This window comes from Gilliamella sp. Fer1-1, assembly GCF_001690825.1.
GTDB classification, from domain to species: Bacteria; Pseudomonadota; Gammaproteobacteria; order Enterobacterales; family Orbaceae; genus Gilliamella; species Gilliamella apicola_C.
This window is the reverse complement of sequence record NZ_LZGX01000092.1, coordinates 52,678-70,716: the sequence shown is the minus strand read 5'-3', so window position 1 is coordinate 70,716 and position 18,039 is coordinate 52,678. Positions and strand designations below refer to the sequence as shown.

The window sequence follows — 18,039 nt, the reverse complement described above, 5'->3', positions numbered from 1 at the left end:
ATCTTTATTTTTATCGCGTTTATTACATTATGAAGTGATAAGTTTTTATATGTTATTATTTACTTGACATTGAACTAATGAACTAGTTTAATAGTACAAAATTTACTTTAAACAGATAATATAATGAAACGTCAATATTTCTTTACTCACTTTTGTCAAGTCGCTAGCTTTGGTTGGTGGTGCATTACTTTTTGTGGGTAATGTAGTGAAGTATTGTCTTAATTTACAAAACCCGCACTAGGCGGGTTTTTTCGTTTTAAGCAAAGAAAAAATCGATATGAATTAAAATTAAACATAAATAGAGAGACAACAATGAACAAGCACGTACTAACGCAGATCACCAAAACGATTGATTATTATCAAAATCCTACCCAAGTGTTTTATCAATTATGTGATAGTAGACCTGCAACATTGTTGCTTGAATCTGCTGAAATAGATAATAAGCAAGGAATTAAAAGTGTCATGATTGTTGATAGTGCCTTACGTATTTCGGCAATTAACAATGAAGTAACTGTTAAGGCTTTGACTACAAATGGCGAAAAACTATTACCTTTATTACAAAAGAACTTTTTAGATAAGTTAGATAATATCCAATTGAATGAACAAACGCTTAAATTGGTATTTCCTACTATCAACAATATGCAAGATGAAGATTCAAGGTTAAAGTCATTATCCGTCTTTGATGTATTAAGAACCTTATTAACTATTGTAGATAATACCGAACAATATGGGCAAGATGCAATTTTTGTTGGTGGCCTATTTTGTTATGATCTTGTCGCTAGTTTTGAACAGCTTCCCATTTTGCCGAGTGAGCAACGTTGCCAAGATTTCTGTTTTTATTTAGCTGAAACACTATTAGAAATAAATCATCAAGATCATGTGTCAATTTTAAAATCAACAGCCTTTACGTCTGATGCACTAGAAATTGAACGGTTGACATTAAGATTAGCTGACCTACAAGCAACGTTAAATCAACCAATTAAGCCCATTTATACAAAATCGTTTGCTAATATTAATGTGACTTGTAATAAAAGTGATGATGATTTCAACACGATGGTGAAAAAGATGCAAGATGCGATTCAGCAGGGGGAAATCTTTCAAGCTGTACCTTCACGGCGTTTTTCACTACCTTGTCCTGAGCCGTTATCTGCTTATCAGGTATTAAAAATCCATAACCCAAGCCCTTACATGTTTTATATGCAAGATCAAGATTTTGTCTTATTTGGTGCATCACCAGAAAGCGCACTTAAATATACTAAAGCAACAAATCAAGTTGAAATCTATCCGATTGCTGGTACACGCCCACGAGGATTAACCATAAACGGCGAAATTGATCACGATTTAGATAGCCGTTTAGAGCTTGAAATGCGCACTGATAAAAAAGAGCTTGCAGAACACTTAATGCTAGTGGATTTAGCACGTAATGATTTAGCTCGCATTTGCCAGCCAGGCACGCGTTATACCAAAGACTTATTAAAAGTAGATCGTTATTCATTTGTGATGCATTTAGTTTCACGGGTAGTTGGTCAGTTACGTAATGATTTAGATGCACTTTATGCTTACCAAGCGACTATGAATATGGGGACATTAACTGGTGCGCCAAAAGTGCGTGCTATGCAATTAATTGCTGAATCTGAAAAAGTTAAACGGGGTAGCTACGGTGGGGCGGTTGGTTATTTTACTGCTCATGGCGATCTTGATACCTGTATTGTGATTCGTAGCGCTTATGTCGAAGATGGTATTGCGACAGTTCAAGCAGGTAGTGGTGTGGTATTAGATTCCGAACCACAGTTAGAATCCGATGAATCGCGCAACAAAGCGCGAGCAGTAATTCAAGCTATCATGGCAGCACATAATGTAGAGGGTGTATTGTAATGGCTAATATTTTATTTATTGATAATATTGATTCGTTTACTTATAACTTAGTTGATCAATTGCGAAATAGCCAACATTGTGTGACTATTTATCGTAATACTATTCCTGCTGATGTCATTATTGAAAAATTATCACACATGCAACATCCTATTTTAATGTTATCTCCTGGACCTGGTACGCCGAGCGAAGCAGGTTGTATGCCTGAATTGCTTAAACGATTAAAAGGTAAATTGCCTATTATTGGTATTTGTCTTGGGCACCAAGCTATTGTTGAATCTTATGGGGGAACAATTGTTCCTGCAGGCGATATCTTACATGGCAAGGCTTCACAAATTGAGCATGATGAGCAAGCCATGTTTACAGGATTACCAAACCCACTACCTGTTGCGCGTTATCACTCTTTAAAAGGTGAAAATATCCCAAAAAATCTGACTATTAATGCGATTTTCAATAATATTGTCATGGCGGTGCGTAATGATGAAGATCGGGTTTGTGGTTTTCAGTTTCATCCTGAATCGATTTTAACTATTCAAGGGGAAAAATTACTAGAACAAACTATTGAGTGGGCGCTTCATTCATCAGAGACAAAAGGAAAGTTACAACAAGAAGCTATAGTTGATAAGCAAGAGTACAATATTCAACCTGTGCTAAATAAATTATATTTAGGGCAATTGCTCACACAAGAAGAAAGTAAAATATTATTCAATTTAATTATTCAAGGTAAGATTGAACCAACAGTATTAGCCACCGCAATTATTAGTATGAAAGTGCGCGGTGAAACACCTGATGAAATTGCCGGTGCAGCGCAGGCTTTGCTTGAAAATGCAGATGTTTTTGATGTACCAGATTATGATTTTACCGACATTGTTGGTACTGGTGGTGATGGTACTAATAGTATTAATATTTCAACGGCAAGTGCCTTTGTGGCAGCTGCATTAGGTTATAAAGTGGCTAAGCATGGTAATCGTGGTGTATCAAGCAAATCAGGCTCCTCAGATGTGCTTTCCGCTTTGGGTATTAAATTAAATATGTCTGCACAAGCATCTCGGCAGGCATTAGACGATCTTGGTGTATGCTTCTTGTTTGCTCAGCAATACCATTCAGGTTTTCGCCATGCAGCGTCAGTTCGTCAGCAGTTAAAAACTCGGACTATTTTTAATGTGTTAGGGCCGTTGATTAATCCATCTCGCCCAAAACGGATTTTATTAGGCGTATACCATCCAGATTTGATTAAACCGATTGCTGAAACATTAAAAATGCTTAACTACCACCATGCATATGTGGTGCATGGTGCGGGTATGGACGAAGTTGCTATTCATGGTGAAACTCAAGTGGCCGAAGTTAAGGATGGTCAAATTGGCTATTTTACGCTGACTCCAGATGATTTTGGATTGCCGACATTTACCTTAAAAGATATTGAAGGTGGGACACCAGAACAGAATCGTGATATGTTAATTGCTATTTTACAAGGTCATGGTAAGCCCGCACATGAATCGGCAATTGCCGCTAATGTTGCGATGTTAATGAGTTTGTTTGGCGATTCAGATTTAAAACAAAATGCTCAGCGAGCAATCGAAATGATGCATAGCGGTAAAGCTTATTTGCTATTACAACAATTAGCCGCAAGATAACAAGTGGAGAATAACATGACAATTTCAGCTTTAGCAAAAGATGTTGAAATGGCAACAGTATTAAAAAAGATCATCAAAGATAAACAGATATGGCTCGTTGAACAACAAGCCATAAAACCACTTGATACATTTAAATCAACGGTAATACCAAGTGATCGTGATTTTTATCAGGCACTAAGCCAACGCAAAAACGTGTTTATTTTAGAGTGTAAAAAAGCATCACCATCAAAGGGATTGATTCGAAATGATTTTGATCCAGCCCATATCGCTAGAGTATACAAAAATTACGCTTCGGCAATATCGGTACTGACTGACGAAAAATATTTCCAAGGTAGCTTTGAATTTTTGCCGTTAGTCCGTAATCAAGTCACACAGCCAGTGCTTTGTAAGGACTTTATTATCGACGAATACCAAATCTATTTAGCGCGTTATTATCAAGCCGATGCGATACTATTAATGCTATCTGTATTGACTGATGATGAATATCAGCACTTAAGCCATATTGCTCATCAACTAAACATGGGGATATTAACTGAAGCTAGCACTGAAGATGAAGTCGAGCGTGCAATTCAACTTGGTGCTAAAGTAATCGGCATTAATAATCGTAATTTAAGGGATCTGACGGTTGATCTAAATCGGGTAAAAGTGTTATCTAAATCCATTCCTGATAATCGCATAATTATTAGTGAATCGGGCATTTATACTCACAATCAGGTTAAAGAGCTCAGTACTTACGCTAATGGCTTTTTAATCGGCAGTGCATTGATGTCTGAACCTAATTTAGAACTGGCAATTCGTAAAGTGACGCTAGGTGAAAATAAAGTCTGTGGCTTAACCCGTGCCGAAGATGCTGTAAGTGCTTATCAAGCGGGTGCGGTCTATGGCGGTTTGATTTTTGTTCCAAATTCTGCTCGTTATATACAACCAGTTAAAGCTCGAACAGTGATTGCAGGAGCACCACTTAATTGGGTAGGGGTCTTTCAAAATGAAGAGATCGAAATTGTGTGCCAAATAGCAAAACAACTATCTCTATATGCAGTTCAACTGCATGGTGATGAAAATGACAATTATATACAAAAATTACGTCACCAGTTACCAAAAGATTGCCAAATATGGAAAGCATTGAGTATTGGTGATGTTATGCCCAAATATAGTAATTCATTAGTTTCTCGTTACATATTTGATAATGGAGCTGGTGGTACGGGCAAACATTTTGATTGGTCTATACTTACTGATCATAATTTAAGTAATGTCATCCTAGCTGGTGGCATTAATCCACAAAATATAAAATCAGCTATAGCAACGGGTGTCATTGGTGTTGATCTTAACTCAGGCGTTGAAGCTTTGCCCGGAATAAAAGATAAACAGAAAATACAAGCTGCATTTGAACAAATTTAATTTTTTATTTAAAAGGAAATGGTCATGTCTAAATTAAATCCTTATTTTGGTGAATTTGGTGGGCAATATGTTCCCCAAATATTAGTGCCAGTACTTGAACAACTTGAAGATGCTTTTGTTTCTGCAATCAATGATCCTAGCTTCCAAAAAGAATTTAACGATTTATTAGTTAACTATGCCGGTAGGCCAACGGCATTAACGCTATGTAAAAATTTAACGGCTGGCACGAAAACCAAACTTTATTTAAAACGAGAAGATTTAGTGCATGGCGGTGCCCACAAAACTAATCAAGTTTTAGGACAAGCGTTACTAGCTAAAAGAATGGGGAAAACTGAAATTATTGCCGAAACAGGTGCTGGGCAACATGGTGTTGCTTCGGCTTTAGCCTGCGCATTACTTGGTTTAAAATGCCGAATTTATATGGGGGCTAAAGACGTTAAACGTCAAGCACCAAATGTGTTTAGAATGCGGTTAATGGGAGCAACGGTGATCCCTGTTGAAACAGGATCTGCAACGTTAAAAGATGCCTGCAACGAAGCATTGCGCGATTGGTCGGGGAGTTATGAAAAAGCGCATTATATGCTAGGTACGGCAGCAGGGCCTCATCCTTTTCCAACCATTGTGAGAGAATTTCAGCAGATGATCAGTCGTGAGGCTAAACAACAAATCCTTGAAAAAGAAGGGCGCCTACCTGATGCGGTAATTGCTTGCGTTGGTGGTGGTTCAAATGCAATTGGTATGTTTGCTAATTTTATTGAAGAAAAAACGGTCAGATTAATTGGCGTTGAACCTGGTGGACATGGTATTGAAAGTGGTGAACATGGCGCTTCATTAAAACATGGTAAGCTTGGTATCTACTTTGGTATGAAATCACCTATGATGCAGACTGATGAAGGACAGATTGAAGAATCCTACTCAATCTCCGCTGGATTAGATTTTCCATCAGTTGGTCCTCAGCATGCTTACTTAGATAGTATCGGTCGAGCAGATTACGTTTCAATTACTGATGATGAAGCATTAGACGCTTTTAAGGCTTTATCACGTAGTGAAGGTATTATCCCGGCATTAGAGTCATCGCATGCTTTGGCCTATGCTATTAAAATGATCAAAGAAAACCCAAACAAAGAACAATTATTAATTGTGAACTTATCAGGCCGTGGTGATAAAGATATCTTTACCGTTTATGACATTTTAAAAGCAAAAGGAGAAGTTGAATGAACCGTTATCAAAAACTGTTTGCAACATTGACAGCCGAAAAAAGAGGTGCTTTTGTTCCTTTTGTACCTGTTGGCGATCCAACGCCAGAACTGTCTTTTAAAATCATCCAAACCTTGATTGAATCAGGCGCTGACGCTTTAGAATTAGGCATCCCATTTTCAGATCCAATGGCTGATGGGCCAACGATTCAAAATGCCAATATACGTGCATTTAAAGGTGGAATAACCGTTGAAAAGTGTTTTGAGATGTTAGGTAATGTTAGAGCGCATTACGCTAATATTCCAATAGGATTACTCATTTATGCAAATTTAGTATTCAAAAACGGGATTGATAACTTTTACGCCAAATGCGCTAAAGCGGGCATTGATTCGGTATTAATTGCCGATGTTCCTGTTGAATATTCAAAAGAATTTACTGCGGTAGCCGAAAAATATAATATAGCGCCAATATTTATTTGCCCACCTAATGCAGATGATAATGTAATTAAAAATATTGCCAAGCACGGTAAAGGTTATACCTATTTAGTCTCACGTGCTGGAGTTACAGGTGCGGAAAATCGTGCTAATAAACCGCTGACTCATTTATTACAAAAATTGACGGAGTTTGGAGCTCCTCCTGCTATCCAAGGGTTTGGTATTTCCGAACCAGATCAAGTTAGCACAGCTATTAAATCAGGCGCGGCAGGAGCCATTAGTGGTTCGGCAACGGTTAAAATTATTGAAAAAAATCTTGATAATCCTGAACAAATGCTTAGCCAGTTAGCGCATTTTGTTCAAACAATGAAAAAGGCAACGAATCAGTCATTATAGTAATAAGTAATGGTCGCAATAATCGGCTTGAAAAAATGGTTATTGCGCCAATATTCATTTTATTGTTATGCTTGAATTTATTGATACCCACATCTAAAGTAACCAGTAATTTTGTTTGATAACTTCAAGCATATTTAATAAAATTAATAGGATTTTAAGTTGCATTTTATTCAAAATACGGTATAATTGTCATTCATCTATCGCGGGGTGGAGCAGCTTGGTAGCTCGTCGGGCTCATAACCCGAAGGTCGTTGGTTCAAATCCAGCCCCCGCAACCACTTGAATTTTCATTCATAAACCATCTATTCTGTTATTGTTTGGAAGTTAAAATAAAGTGGCTTCATTAATAGTTAGTTTTTAAATGTAAGCCTCGCATGTCGAGGTTTTTTTGCGTGTTGAGATTTAAGCGTAAGTTTAAAAAGAATGTTGGGCTTTATGCCCTTTTTTATTTTCTGCAGTGGAGGTTTGTTTGGCTAATATAGAACAGCAATTGACCGATATCATTCAAGAACCTGTGAATGCACTAGGCTTTGAATTAGTTGGTGTTGAATACATTCGTGGCCGTTATCCTGTGTTACGTGTTTATATTGATAGTGAAAATGGTATAACTGTTGATAATTGCGCTGATGTTAGCCGACAAATTAGTTCAGTGCTTGATGTCGAAGACCCTATAAAAGATGCTTATAATCTTGAAGTTTCATCGCCTGGCATGGATAGACCTTTGTTTACGATAGAACACTATCAACGTTTTGTTGGTGAAGAAGTCGCAATTAGTTTACGTATTGCTGTTGCTAACCGGCGTAAGTGGAAAGGGCGAATTAAGTCTATTGATAATGAGATGATTACATTAACTGTGGATGATAATGATGAAGTGTTTGCTTTTAGTAACATTCAAAAAGCGAATATAGTACCTAATTTTAACCTTAAATAGAGTACGGGTGTAAAGGATGAATAAAGAAATTTTAGCTGTTGTTGAAGCGGTATCAAATGAGAAAGCGCTTACGCGTGACAAAATTTTTGAAGCATTAGAAACCGCATTAGCAACGGCCACTAAAAAGAAGCACGCTGTTGATATTGATGTTATAGTAAAAATTGATCATAAAACAGGTGATTACGATACTTTCCGCCGTTGGCTTGTGGTTAATGAAGTTACGCAACCAACTAAAGAAATGACATTGGATGCAGCACAATATGAAGATGCATCTGTCAAATTGGGTGATTATGTTGAAGAGCAAATTGAATCGGTAGCTTTTGACCGTATTACCACACAAACAGCGAAACAAGTTATTGTGCAAAAAGTACGTGAAGCTGAACGTGCTATGGTAATTGACATGTTTAGAAATCGTATTGGTGATATTGTGACTGGTATTGTCAAAAAAACCAATCGTGACAGTGTGATCCTAGACTTAGGCAATAATGCAGATGCCATGATGTCGCGTCATGATATGTTACCGCGTGAAAACTTCCGAATTGGTGACCGTGTACGTGGTATTTTATATTTAATTGAGCAAAACAATAAACCCGCACAACTTTGCGTTAGTCGTTCAAATCCAGAAATGATGGAAGAGCTATTCCGTATTGAAGTACCAGAAATTGGTGAAGAAATGATTGACATTAAAGGCGTGGCTCGTGATCCTGGTTCTCGCGCTAAAATTGCGGTGAGTAGTAATGACCGCCGTATTGACCCTGTTGGTGCTTGTGTGGGAATGCGTGGTGCACGAGTTCAAGCTGTTTCGAATGAATTTGGTGGTGAGCGTATTGATATTGTTTTATGGGATGATAATCCAGCACAATACGTAATTAACGCCATGGCACCTGCCGATGTTGTTTCGATTGTTGTTGATGAAGATAAGCACACCATGGATGTAGCAGTCAATGCCGAAACTTTACCGCAGGCTATTGGTCGAAATGGTCAAAATATTCGTTTAGCTTCTCAGCTTACTGGTTGGACACTAAATGTGATGACTACCGAAGATTTGCAAGAAAAACACCATGCAGAATCTTTTGCTGCAATCAATAATTTAATTAAACATCTTGATATTGATGAAGAGCTTGCACAGTTATTAGTTGAAGAGGGTTTTACTTCGCTCGAAGAGCTTGCCTATGTACCAGTTGACGAGTTGCTTGAAATTGATGAATTGGATGAAGATTTAGTTCAAGCATTGAGAAGCCGAGCAAAAGACGCATTGACAACAATGGCTCTAGCAAATAGTGGTGATAAACAGCCTGCGCAAGATTTACTCGAATTGCCAGGCATGACACAAGAATTAGCCTATCAACTAGCGCAACATGACATCATTACTTTGGAAGATTTAGCAGAACAAGGTACTGATGATCTAAATGACATTGAAGGCTTAACAAGCGAACAAGCTGGCGATTTTATTATGGCTGCACGTAATATTTGTTGGTTTGCAGATGAATAATTGAGGGAAAGTAATACATGACCAAAGTATCAATCGAAACACTGGCTCAAGAGATAAACACTCCAGTGCAAACACTTTTGCAACAGTTTGCCGATGCAGGTATGAATAAATCAGCATCAGATACTGTGACACAAAAGGAAAAAGAAGCTTTGCTTGCTCATTTAAAACCTCAGCAAGGCCCAACAAAGTTAACATTGCAACGTAAAACGCACTCAACCTTGAATGTGTCGAGCGGTGGTGGCAAAAGCAAAGAAATCAAAGTAGAAGTTCGTAAAAAACGAACTTTTGTCAAACGCGATCCAGCTGAAATTGCTGCCGAGCAAGAAAAGGCTCGTCTTGAAGCTGAGCAAAAAGCGAAGGAAGAAGCCGAATTAAAGGCTCGTAAAGAAGCTGAAGAAAAAGAGAAGAAAGCTGCAGAAGAAGCGAAAAAACGTGCCCAAGAAGAAAAAGCTAAAGCTGCGCAAGAACATTCAGTTGATCCAAAAGTGAAAAAAGCCCAAGAAGAAAAAGCACGTTTAGAGGCAGAAGCTAACGAAATTAAACGTAAAGCTGAAGAAGAAAGTCGCCGAAAATTAGAGGAAGATGCTAAACGTATGGCAGAGGAAGCTCGTAAGCTAGCTGAACAATATAACGATGTTGAAGATAATGATAATACCGAAGATGAAGATTATCATGTGACAACCTCTAAATACGCTAGAGCAGCTGAAGACGATACTGATCGTGAAGTTGAAAGCGCTCGTGGGCGAGGTCGCAACACTAAACAGACCAAGCAGAAAAAAGGTAGCAAATTATCAGAAGGTAAAGCAGAGCGAGAAGAAGCTCGCGCAGCAACACGTAGTGGCCATAAAAAGAAAGGCAAAAGCACCTTACAACAGGGTTTTAATAAACCTGTTCAAGCGGTTAATCGCGATGTTGTTATTGGTGAAACCATCACTGTGGCTGAATTAGCTAATAAGATGGCAGTAAAAGGTTCAGAAGTAATCAAAACAATGATGAAAATGGGTGCAATGGCAACCATCAATCAGGTCATTGATCAAGAGACAGCGCAACTTGTTGCTGAAGAGATGGGGCATAAAGTTGTGCTTCGTCGTGAAAATGAACTAGAAGAATCACTGATGAGTGATCGTGATACTGGTGCAGAAAAAGTCGCACGCGCTCCTGTTGTAACCATTATGGGGCACGTTGACCACGGTAAAACTTCATTACTTGATTATATTCGTAAAGCAAAAGTTGCTTCAGGCGAAGCAGGTGGGATCACTCAGCACATTGGTGCTTACCATGTGAAAACCGCTAATGGTGAAATTACGTTCTTAGATACTCCAGGCCATGCGGCCTTTACGTCAATGCGTGCTCGTGGAGCTAAAGCAACTGATATAGTTGTACTTGTTGTTGCAGCTGATGATGGCGTTATGCCACAAACCATTGAAGCTATCCAACATGCTAAAGCGGCAAATGTGCCAATGGTTGTTGCGGTAAACAAAATTGATAAACCAGAAGCCGATCCCGAGCGTGTAAAAGGTGAACTAGCTCAATATGGTGTCATGTCAGAAGATTGGGGCGGAGATACGCAGTTTGTTCATGTTTCGGCAAAAGCGGGAACAGGTATTGATCAACTTCTTGAGGCCATTTTATTACAAGCTGAAGTGCTTGAATTGACTGCATACGAATCAGGTATGGCAAGTGGTGTAGTTATTGAGTCGTTCCTTGATAAAGGTCGAGGCTCTGTTGCAACAGTGCTTGTTCAATCAGGAACTTTACGTAAAGGCGATATTGTTCTTTGTGGATTTGAATATGGGCGCATTCGAGCTATGCGTAATGAACTTGGTAAAGAAGTAACAGAAGCGGGTCCATCGATACCGGTTGAAATCCTCGGCTTATCTGGTGTGCCATCTGCTGGTGATGAAGCCACCGTTGTACGTGACGAAAAGAAAGCACGTGAAGTCGCTCTTTATCGACAAGGTAAATTCCGTGATGTAAAACTTGCTCGTCAGCAAAAAGCGAAACTTGAAAACATGTTTACTAACATGACAGAAGGCGATGTTTCTGAACTTAATATCGTATTAAAAGCGGACGTTCAAGGTTCTGCTGAAGCGATTTCTGACTCATTACTTAAACTTTCAACAGATGAAGTTAAAGTTAAAATTATTGGCTCAGGGGTGGGGGGGATCACAGAAACCGATGCTTCTCTAGCTGCTGCATCAAATGCGATTATTTTGGGCTTTAATGTTCGTGCTGATGCATCCGCACGTAAAGTAATTGAATCAGAAAACTTAGATTTACGTTACTATTCAGTGATTTATGATCTCATTGATGAAGTTAAACAAGCGATGAGCGGTATGCTTGCGCCAGAGTATAAACAACAAATTATCGGTCTTGCTGAAGTGCGTGATGTATTTAAATCGCCTAAATTTGGTGCAATTGCCGGCTGTATGGTCACTGAAGGTGTGGTTAAACGTCATAATCCAATTCGTGTACTGCGTGATAATGTGGTTATTTACGAAGGTGAACTTGAGTCATTGCGTCGTTTTAAAGATGATGTCAACGAAGTTCGCAACGGAACGGAATGTGGTATTGGTGTGCGTAACTACAACGATGTTCGTGTCGGCGATGCGATCGAAGTCTTTGAAACTATCGAAATCAAGCGTACGATCTAATTATTACGCTATCATGTTATAAGCAAGGTTTACGCCTTGCTTATTCATATTTTAAGGAAAATAGATATGGCAAAAGCATTTAATCGTTCATCTCGGGTTGGGCATGAATTACAAAAAGAGATTGCAATTATCCTACAACGTGAAATTAAAGATCCACGTTTAGGCATGGTAACTGTTTCAGGTGTTGATATTTCGCGTGATCTTTCGTACGCTAAAGTTTTTGTGACGTTCTTAAATGATGATGATCCACAAGTTATCAAACAAGGTTTAACAGTCCTTAATGAAGCTAAAGGTTATATTCGTACCTTAATTGGCAAAGCTATGAGCTTGCGAATCATTCCTGAAATCAAATTCTTTTATGATGAGTCATTAGTTAAAGGTATGCAGATGTCGAGTTTGGTTGCGGATGTGATTAAACAAGATAATGAGCGTCACAAAGATTAATATTAAAAACAACCCTGATATTTGTCAAAATTTTCAGGTAAACATGTGTTTCAATATAAAAATGATGAATATAAAAAAAGCCCGCCGTGATATTCACGGCGTTTTGTTGCTAGATAAGTCACAAGGTATGACATCAAACGACGCACTGCAAAAGGTGAAAAGACTATTTAATGCCAAAAAAGCAGGGCACACAGGGGCACTTGATCCATTAGCGACAGGCATGCTGCCTATCTGTTTTGGTGAAGCGACTAAGTTTTCTCAGTATTTATTAGATTCAGACAAACGTTATCGAGTAATAGCTAAACTCGGCGAGCGTACTGATACTTCTGATGCTGACGGTCAAATTATTTGTAGCAAACCCGTTAATATAAGCGAGTCGCAAATTAATGAAGCATTAACGCATTTTCGCGGTGACATTTTACAAGTGCCAACTATGTTTTCGGCATTGAAATATCAAGGTAAACCACTTTACGAATATGCTCGCCAAGGTATTGTTATTGAACGAGAGGCAAGACCTATTACCGTTTATGACAATCAATTTATCCAATTTGATACCGTAAAAAACGAATTAACGTTAGGGATACATTGCTCTAAAGGAACCTATATTCGAACCATTATTGATGATTTAGGTGAGCTACTGGGGTGTGGGGCACATGTTATTTATTTAAGACGATTACAAGTTGCTAATTACCCAATTGAAAAAATGGTCACTTTAGATGATTTACAAAATATGGTGTTGAAAGATGAGTTGCTAATGCCAATTGATAGCGCCTTACAAGATTGCCAAAAAGTAACATTAACTGATGAGCAAGGTAAAGACATTTTATTCGGGCGGAGTATTGAACTTGATAATAGCATACCAGTTGAAACACAAGTAAGAATCTATCAAGGCAAACAATTTATTGGCGTAGGAACGCAACGATTTAGGCAACTGTCACCAAAACGCTTAGTATCAATCTCTTAATATCCTTTTGTATTGTATATAGTTTTTAGTGTTATTGGCTAAAAAAGTTAGTGAAAAGAACATGTAAATGTATAGCTCAATAAAATATTGATTCAGCTTCAATAATATGACATTGTTTGATTGTTTTCTTGTTATTGTTTATGCGTTTGCAAAGCAAAGTTGCGGACGCTTTCCCCATTTCATACAAAGGCTTATTTATTCGGCTTAACCTATTTAATTCATTATATTGCCTATTTTGCGAATGACTAAGATAAGTAATGATTAATGGTTGCATAAGTTGAGCTTCACTTTCATTGGCCTGATGTACGGCTCCTAAAACGACACTATAAGGCGATAGGTAATGTTGTTCGTTGTGGTAATTCTCATCCAAATAATTTAAATTTGTATTATCACAGCAGACAATAGCTGTTGGGGGATTATTACTATTGATTAGCCTTTTAATTGCTGATCTGCCATGCTCATAAGTAATGCAATTTGGAATAAGATAGTTTGTATTAATCGTTATATTTTTTCTTAACAAAGCTTGTTTATAGCCTTGCAAAAAAAGTATGGAGCTATGATTATTGTTATCATTAAATAAAACTGCGATTTTAGTATGTGAATTATTTAGCAAATATTGTGTTATTTGGTAGCCAATGACTAAATGATCAAAATAGACACATGCATAATTAAGCGAAAAATGATTAATGAGAACAAGTGGCGGTAAGATTTTTTTAAAATGCCTTAATTCTGATAAATAGGCTGCATCATTAATGATTAAAATGCCTGCAAAATTGTTTTGGTTAATATATTTAATTAAATAATAAATATCTTTTTTAGTTTGATAAGGAAAGCGAAAATAAAAAATGATATAACCTGCCTGTTTCAAGGTTTGTTCCAAACCACAATTTATTAAAGTTCGAGTGATAAATTGATTATCAAGTACAAGTATTTTATTTGAGCCATTAGTATTCATCGATGATTTAAAATTGTCATGAATGTCAATATTTAGTTCTTCAATGGCCTTATACACTTTAGATTGCGTTATTGGCGAGGTTAAATGGGGTTTATTTAAAACCCTTGATACTGAGGCTATTGATAAATTAGCTTGTTTTGCAATGGTTGATAGAGTGCTTTTTGCCATAATGAATAATCTTAAGTGATAACTATGATTGATTACTTTAGCGGTAAGCTTCCAATTTGTAATCCGATAGCATTTATTTTTTGGATCTGTGTTCCAAAACATCCATCATAATTTATTTAATAAAGCTCAAATTAATATGTTTGATTGAAAATTATGGAAGCAACCATATTTTCACCTTAATACATGACAAAATTAGAGTGTAATGTCAGCTTGGTAATTAAAAATATGAGTAAATAATTAATCAACAGCTAGGGATGCATTTAATGTATAGTGAATATAGCGTTAGTTATCGATATTGCGCTTTGCACTATAAACAGATAAAGAGCAAGTTTTACTTAATTGACAAAAAATATATAATTGAATTACTTCGCTAATAATAAGGTAGTAACAATAATATATGAAACTAATACATTTCTTTAATGCAATGCTATTGATACTGAGTTTTTTTACTTATGGTCATACTCTTGATATTAATCCCAAATATCGTGGTGAGCCATTCTTTGCTAAGGTTGATTTATATCAATTAGAACAGGATTGTTTAAGGAACGAAGATGAATATCAAAAACTTGATAAAAAAGAAAAGGTAAAATATAACAGTCGTTGCCCATTGCATAATTTAAAATTTGATTTTAAAAAATTAGATGATTTAATCAATGATGATTCTCTTGTTTATAATGGTAACGATTTTCAACTGAAATTGGGCATTGCTCTAGCTAACCCTGATAGCAAAAATCAAGAATATTTACCTAATTTAGGAAGAAATATTACATTATCTTTGATCAACAAAAATCAGGTAAGTGATAAACTATTATTAGCAAATAACGCTTTTTCTGATAATCCAGATCTTTGGCATGGTTTTCAATATTACTATATAGCACCAAGTGGCGATATTTATACATTATCGTCTATAAAATCAGAACCAATAGAATCTCAGTCTGGAACGTTTCCTCGATTGTGGAAACATTACAATATTGATACAAGTAATATGAAATTTATGCTTAAAGAAGTATTAATTGGAGCGCCAGAAGCAACTTACCAAATCATTTACCCAAATCAATTTAATACCTATTTTCATGAAGGCGCTGTTGAGTACGGTATAACATTAGAACAGTCAATTGAACTTTTTAATCAATTGCCTAGTACTGGTTCTTCTGATTATAGCCTTGGTTTTAGAGTATATAATTATTATCAAGATCAGCTAAAAAAGAAAATAAAATTGCTTGATAACAAAAAACATCAGCAAGAATCGTTTTCACTGTTAAATGAACATATGAATAAAGCTTGTTTAACAACGCTAGCGCCAATTTACGAACGGGATATTGATCCTTATTTAAACAAAGTGTTGACTTGCTTAATTGAACAGCAACGACAAGCAATAAAACACATAGAAAGTGAGTTAGCCAATTAGTATGGGAGGTAATAACCTATACTCATTAGTTATCATAAAATTTATTTGCAAAAGATAAATTAGTTCATGCAGATTTGAATAAGACTAAATCATTGAAAGGTTAAAACAATAAAGTAAATTTAACGCAATGAATTATTTAGACATTTATATAAACTACTCGATAAGATCTAATCATCTATTGCTACTACCAAATATCTTTTTCCGCTATATTGAGCAATATAGTGGTATAATTATTGCTAAATTTTTTTATTAGTTGGGTTATAAATATGTCTGCATGGAATATTGCTATTGTTGGTGCGACAGGACAAGTGGGTTCTGCGCTAGTTGAATTATTACAACAACGTAGTTTACAAGAGAATAGTTTAAAAATTGACAATCTTTATTTAGTTGGTAGTGATAATAGTGCTGGCGAAGTTGTTCGTTATGCTGGCAAAAATTTAACTGTCACCGATAGTGCACAAATGGACTGGAGCCAGTGTCATTTTGCCTTTTTTGTGGCTAGCGCTAAAGTTAGTGAAACTTATGCGCAAATTGCGGCAGAATCGGGTTGTGTGGTTATTGATGCAAGTGGTTATTTTGCCGAGCAAGACCACATTCCATTAGTCGTGCCAAAAGTTAATAATAGTGTATTAACCGAATATCGTAATGAAAACATTATAGCGGTAGCAAGTGCGACTGTATGCCAATTGTTGCGATGTGTTGCGTCTTTAACTGACATTGAATTATTAACTAATTTACATGCTACCAGTTTTATTCCTGCATCTTTGTATGGTAAGCCTGGTGTTGATGAGCTTGCTGGACAAAGTGCTCGTTTACTAAATGGTATGCCAGTTGATAATGAACTATTTGACAAACAATTAGCATTTAACTTATTACCTATATCGCACGAACATCATGACTCAATGTTAGGTGAAAAGTCACAAGTTAACCAAATTCGTAAAGTACTTAGTAATTATGATTTACCGGTCTCGATTGAGTCAGTTATTGTGCCGGTGTTTTATGGCGTGTCACAAGCCATTAATGTATCAAGCAGCTTGCCAATTGAATTAGATATGACCCGTTTTGGTGAGTTTGGTGTTGAGGTGCAAAACGATAACTTACCAACTCCGGTAACTGAAGTCAGCGCTGAATCAGAAAATCAGCTAACTATTAAATTATCGAATTTAAGACACAGTTATGGTCATTATGAACAAATTCAATTTTGGTCTGTTGCTGATAATATCCGTTATTTAGGGGCGCTAATGCTAATTGAGACACTTGAGATCCTCATTAATGACTACCTGTAAAATTGCTCTGGGTATTGAATATGATGGTAGTGATTACTTTGGTTGGCAACGGCAACGCGCTGTTGACTCCATCCAAGAGCGACTGGAATCTGCGCTATCGATTATTGCTAATTCACCAATAAACGTATTTTGCGCTGGTCGAACCGATGCCGGTGTACATGCAACAGGGCAAGTTATTCATTTTGAAACCCAAACAGTGCGATCACCTAGTGCTTGGACAATGGGCGTTAATTCGCATTTACCTAATAATATTGCAGTGCGTTGGTCGCAAACGGTTGATGATAACTTTCATGCGAGATTTAGCGCAACGGCTCGGCGTTACCGTTATGTGATCTATAATCACCGTTATAGACCGGCGATTTTAGCTAAAGGAGTATCACATTATTATTTGCCACTGGACGAAACCTTAATGCATCAAGCTGCACAATATTTATTAGGTGAAAATGATTTTACCTCGTTTAGAGCGGCGCAGTGTCAATCATTAACCCCATGGCGTAATATTCATCATATTGAAGTTTGGCGACAAGGTGAATATATTGTTGTTGATATTAAAGCCAATGCATTTGTTCACCACATGGTGCGCAATATTGTAGGCAGTTTACTTGAAGTAGGTGCCGGTAATAAACATCCAAAATGGATTGATGAGTTATTACAAGCTAAAGACAGAACGCAAGCTGCTGCAACGGCAAAACCTGACGGGTTATACTTGGTTCAGGTGGATTACCCATCTGAATATCAAATACCAACACAGGATTTAGGCCCCTTGTTTCTAAAATAACTGATTAAATAAATTAGATTATTTAAAA

Annotated in this window: 14 protein-coding genes and 1 tRNA gene; 14 read left to right on the top strand and 1 reads right to left on the bottom strand. The window is 36.9% G+C overall.

The window, feature by feature from the left end:
* The first annotated feature begins 312 nt into the window (after positions 1 to 312).
* The 11 genes from A9G28_RS10345 (at position 313) to truB (ending at position 13,416) form a co-directional block, all read left to right on the top strand.
* Complete coding sequence (locus A9G28_RS10345; protein WP_065580624.1) at positions 313 to 1,875, top strand: anthranilate synthase component 1; 1,563 nt, start codon at positions 313 to 315, stop codon at positions 1,873 to 1,875.
* Positions 1,875 to 3,506, top strand: a complete 1,632-nt coding sequence (gene trpD / locus A9G28_RS10340; protein WP_065580623.1) for a bifunctional anthranilate synthase glutamate amidotransferase component TrpG/anthranilate phosphoribosyltransferase TrpD — start codon at positions 1,875 to 1,877, stop codon at positions 3,504 to 3,506. The genes A9G28_RS10345 and trpD overlap by 1 nt, the downstream gene beginning before the upstream one ends.
* A gap of 15 nt (positions 3,507 to 3,521) precedes the next feature.
* On the top strand, positions 3,522 to 4,904 hold the full coding sequence (trpCF, locus tag A9G28_RS10335) for a bifunctional indole-3-glycerol-phosphate synthase TrpC/phosphoribosylanthranilate isomerase TrpF (RefSeq protein WP_065580622.1): 1,383 nt from the start codon (positions 3,522 to 3,524) through the stop codon (positions 4,902 to 4,904).
* 24 nt (positions 4,905 to 4,928) lie between these two features.
* The gene (gene trpB / locus A9G28_RS10330) at positions 4,929 to 6,122 is read left to right on the top strand and encodes a tryptophan synthase subunit beta (protein WP_065580621.1); all 1,194 of its coding nucleotides are present in this window, start codon (positions 4,929 to 4,931) and stop codon (positions 6,120 to 6,122) included.
* Positions 6,119 to 6,931, top strand: coding sequence for a tryptophan synthase subunit alpha (trpA, locus tag A9G28_RS10325; RefSeq protein WP_065580620.1), 813 nt, complete (start codon positions 6,119 to 6,121; stop codon positions 6,929 to 6,931). Before trpB ends, trpA begins: the two co-directional genes overlap by 4 nt.
* 201 nt (positions 6,932 to 7,132) lie before the next feature.
* Positions 7,133 to 7,209 (top strand) — tRNA-Met (locus tag A9G28_RS10320).
* Positions 7,210 to 7,400: 191 nt separating this feature from the next.
* The gene (rimP, locus tag A9G28_RS10315) at positions 7,401 to 7,862 is read left to right on the top strand and encodes a ribosome maturation factor RimP (RefSeq protein WP_065566764.1); all 462 of its coding nucleotides are present in this window, start codon (positions 7,401 to 7,403) and stop codon (positions 7,860 to 7,862) included.
* A gap of 16 nt (positions 7,863 to 7,878) precedes the next feature.
* Entirely contained in the window at positions 7,879 to 9,354 is a 1,476-nt protein-coding gene (gene nusA, locus A9G28_RS10310) for a transcription termination factor NusA (protein ID WP_065580619.1), read from the top strand.
* A gap of 17 nt (positions 9,355 to 9,371) precedes the next feature.
* Complete coding sequence (gene infB / locus A9G28_RS10305; RefSeq protein WP_065580618.1) at positions 9,372 to 12,008, top strand: translation initiation factor IF-2; 2,637 nt, start codon at positions 9,372 to 9,374, stop codon at positions 12,006 to 12,008.
* Positions 12,009 to 12,074: 66 nt separating this feature from the next.
* Positions 12,075 to 12,452, top strand: a complete 378-nt coding sequence (gene rbfA / locus A9G28_RS10300) for a 30S ribosome-binding factor RbfA (protein ID WP_065580617.1) — start codon at positions 12,075 to 12,077, stop codon at positions 12,450 to 12,452.
* Positions 12,453 to 12,513: 61 nt separating this feature from the next.
* Positions 12,514 to 13,416, top strand: coding sequence for a tRNA pseudouridine(55) synthase TruB (gene truB / locus A9G28_RS10295; protein WP_065580616.1), 903 nt, complete (start codon positions 12,514 to 12,516; stop codon positions 13,414 to 13,416).
* 76 nt (positions 13,417 to 13,492) lie between these two features.
* Here truB and A9G28_RS10290 read toward each other — a convergent pair whose 3' ends face one another.
* The gene (locus A9G28_RS10290; RefSeq protein WP_065580615.1) at positions 13,493 to 14,539 is read right to left on the bottom strand and encodes a LacI family DNA-binding transcriptional regulator; all 1,047 of its coding nucleotides are present in this window, start codon (positions 14,537 to 14,539) and stop codon (positions 13,493 to 13,495) included.
* A 397-nt stretch (positions 14,540 to 14,936) separates the two neighbouring features.
* On the opposite strand from A9G28_RS10290, the gene A9G28_RS10285 reads away from it, so the two are divergent.
* From A9G28_RS10285 to truA, 3 genes are all read left to right on the top strand, one after another.
* Positions 14,937 to 15,947 carry a hypothetical protein gene (locus tag A9G28_RS10285; protein WP_065580614.1) on the top strand — a complete coding sequence of 337 codons (1,011 nt, stop codon included), beginning with the start codon at positions 14,937 to 14,939 and terminating at the stop codon, positions 15,945 to 15,947.
* A 266-nt stretch (positions 15,948 to 16,213) separates the two neighbouring features.
* On the top strand, positions 16,214 to 17,233 hold the full coding sequence (locus A9G28_RS10280) for an aspartate-semialdehyde dehydrogenase (protein ID WP_065580613.1): 1,020 nt from the start codon (positions 16,214 to 16,216) through the stop codon (positions 17,231 to 17,233).
* Positions 17,220 to 18,011, top strand: a complete 792-nt coding sequence (gene truA, locus A9G28_RS10275) for a tRNA pseudouridine(38-40) synthase TruA (protein WP_065580612.1) — start codon at positions 17,220 to 17,222, stop codon at positions 18,009 to 18,011. The genes A9G28_RS10280 and truA overlap by 14 nt, the downstream gene beginning before the upstream one ends.
* The last annotated feature ends 28 nt before the right edge of the window (positions 18,012 to 18,039 follow it).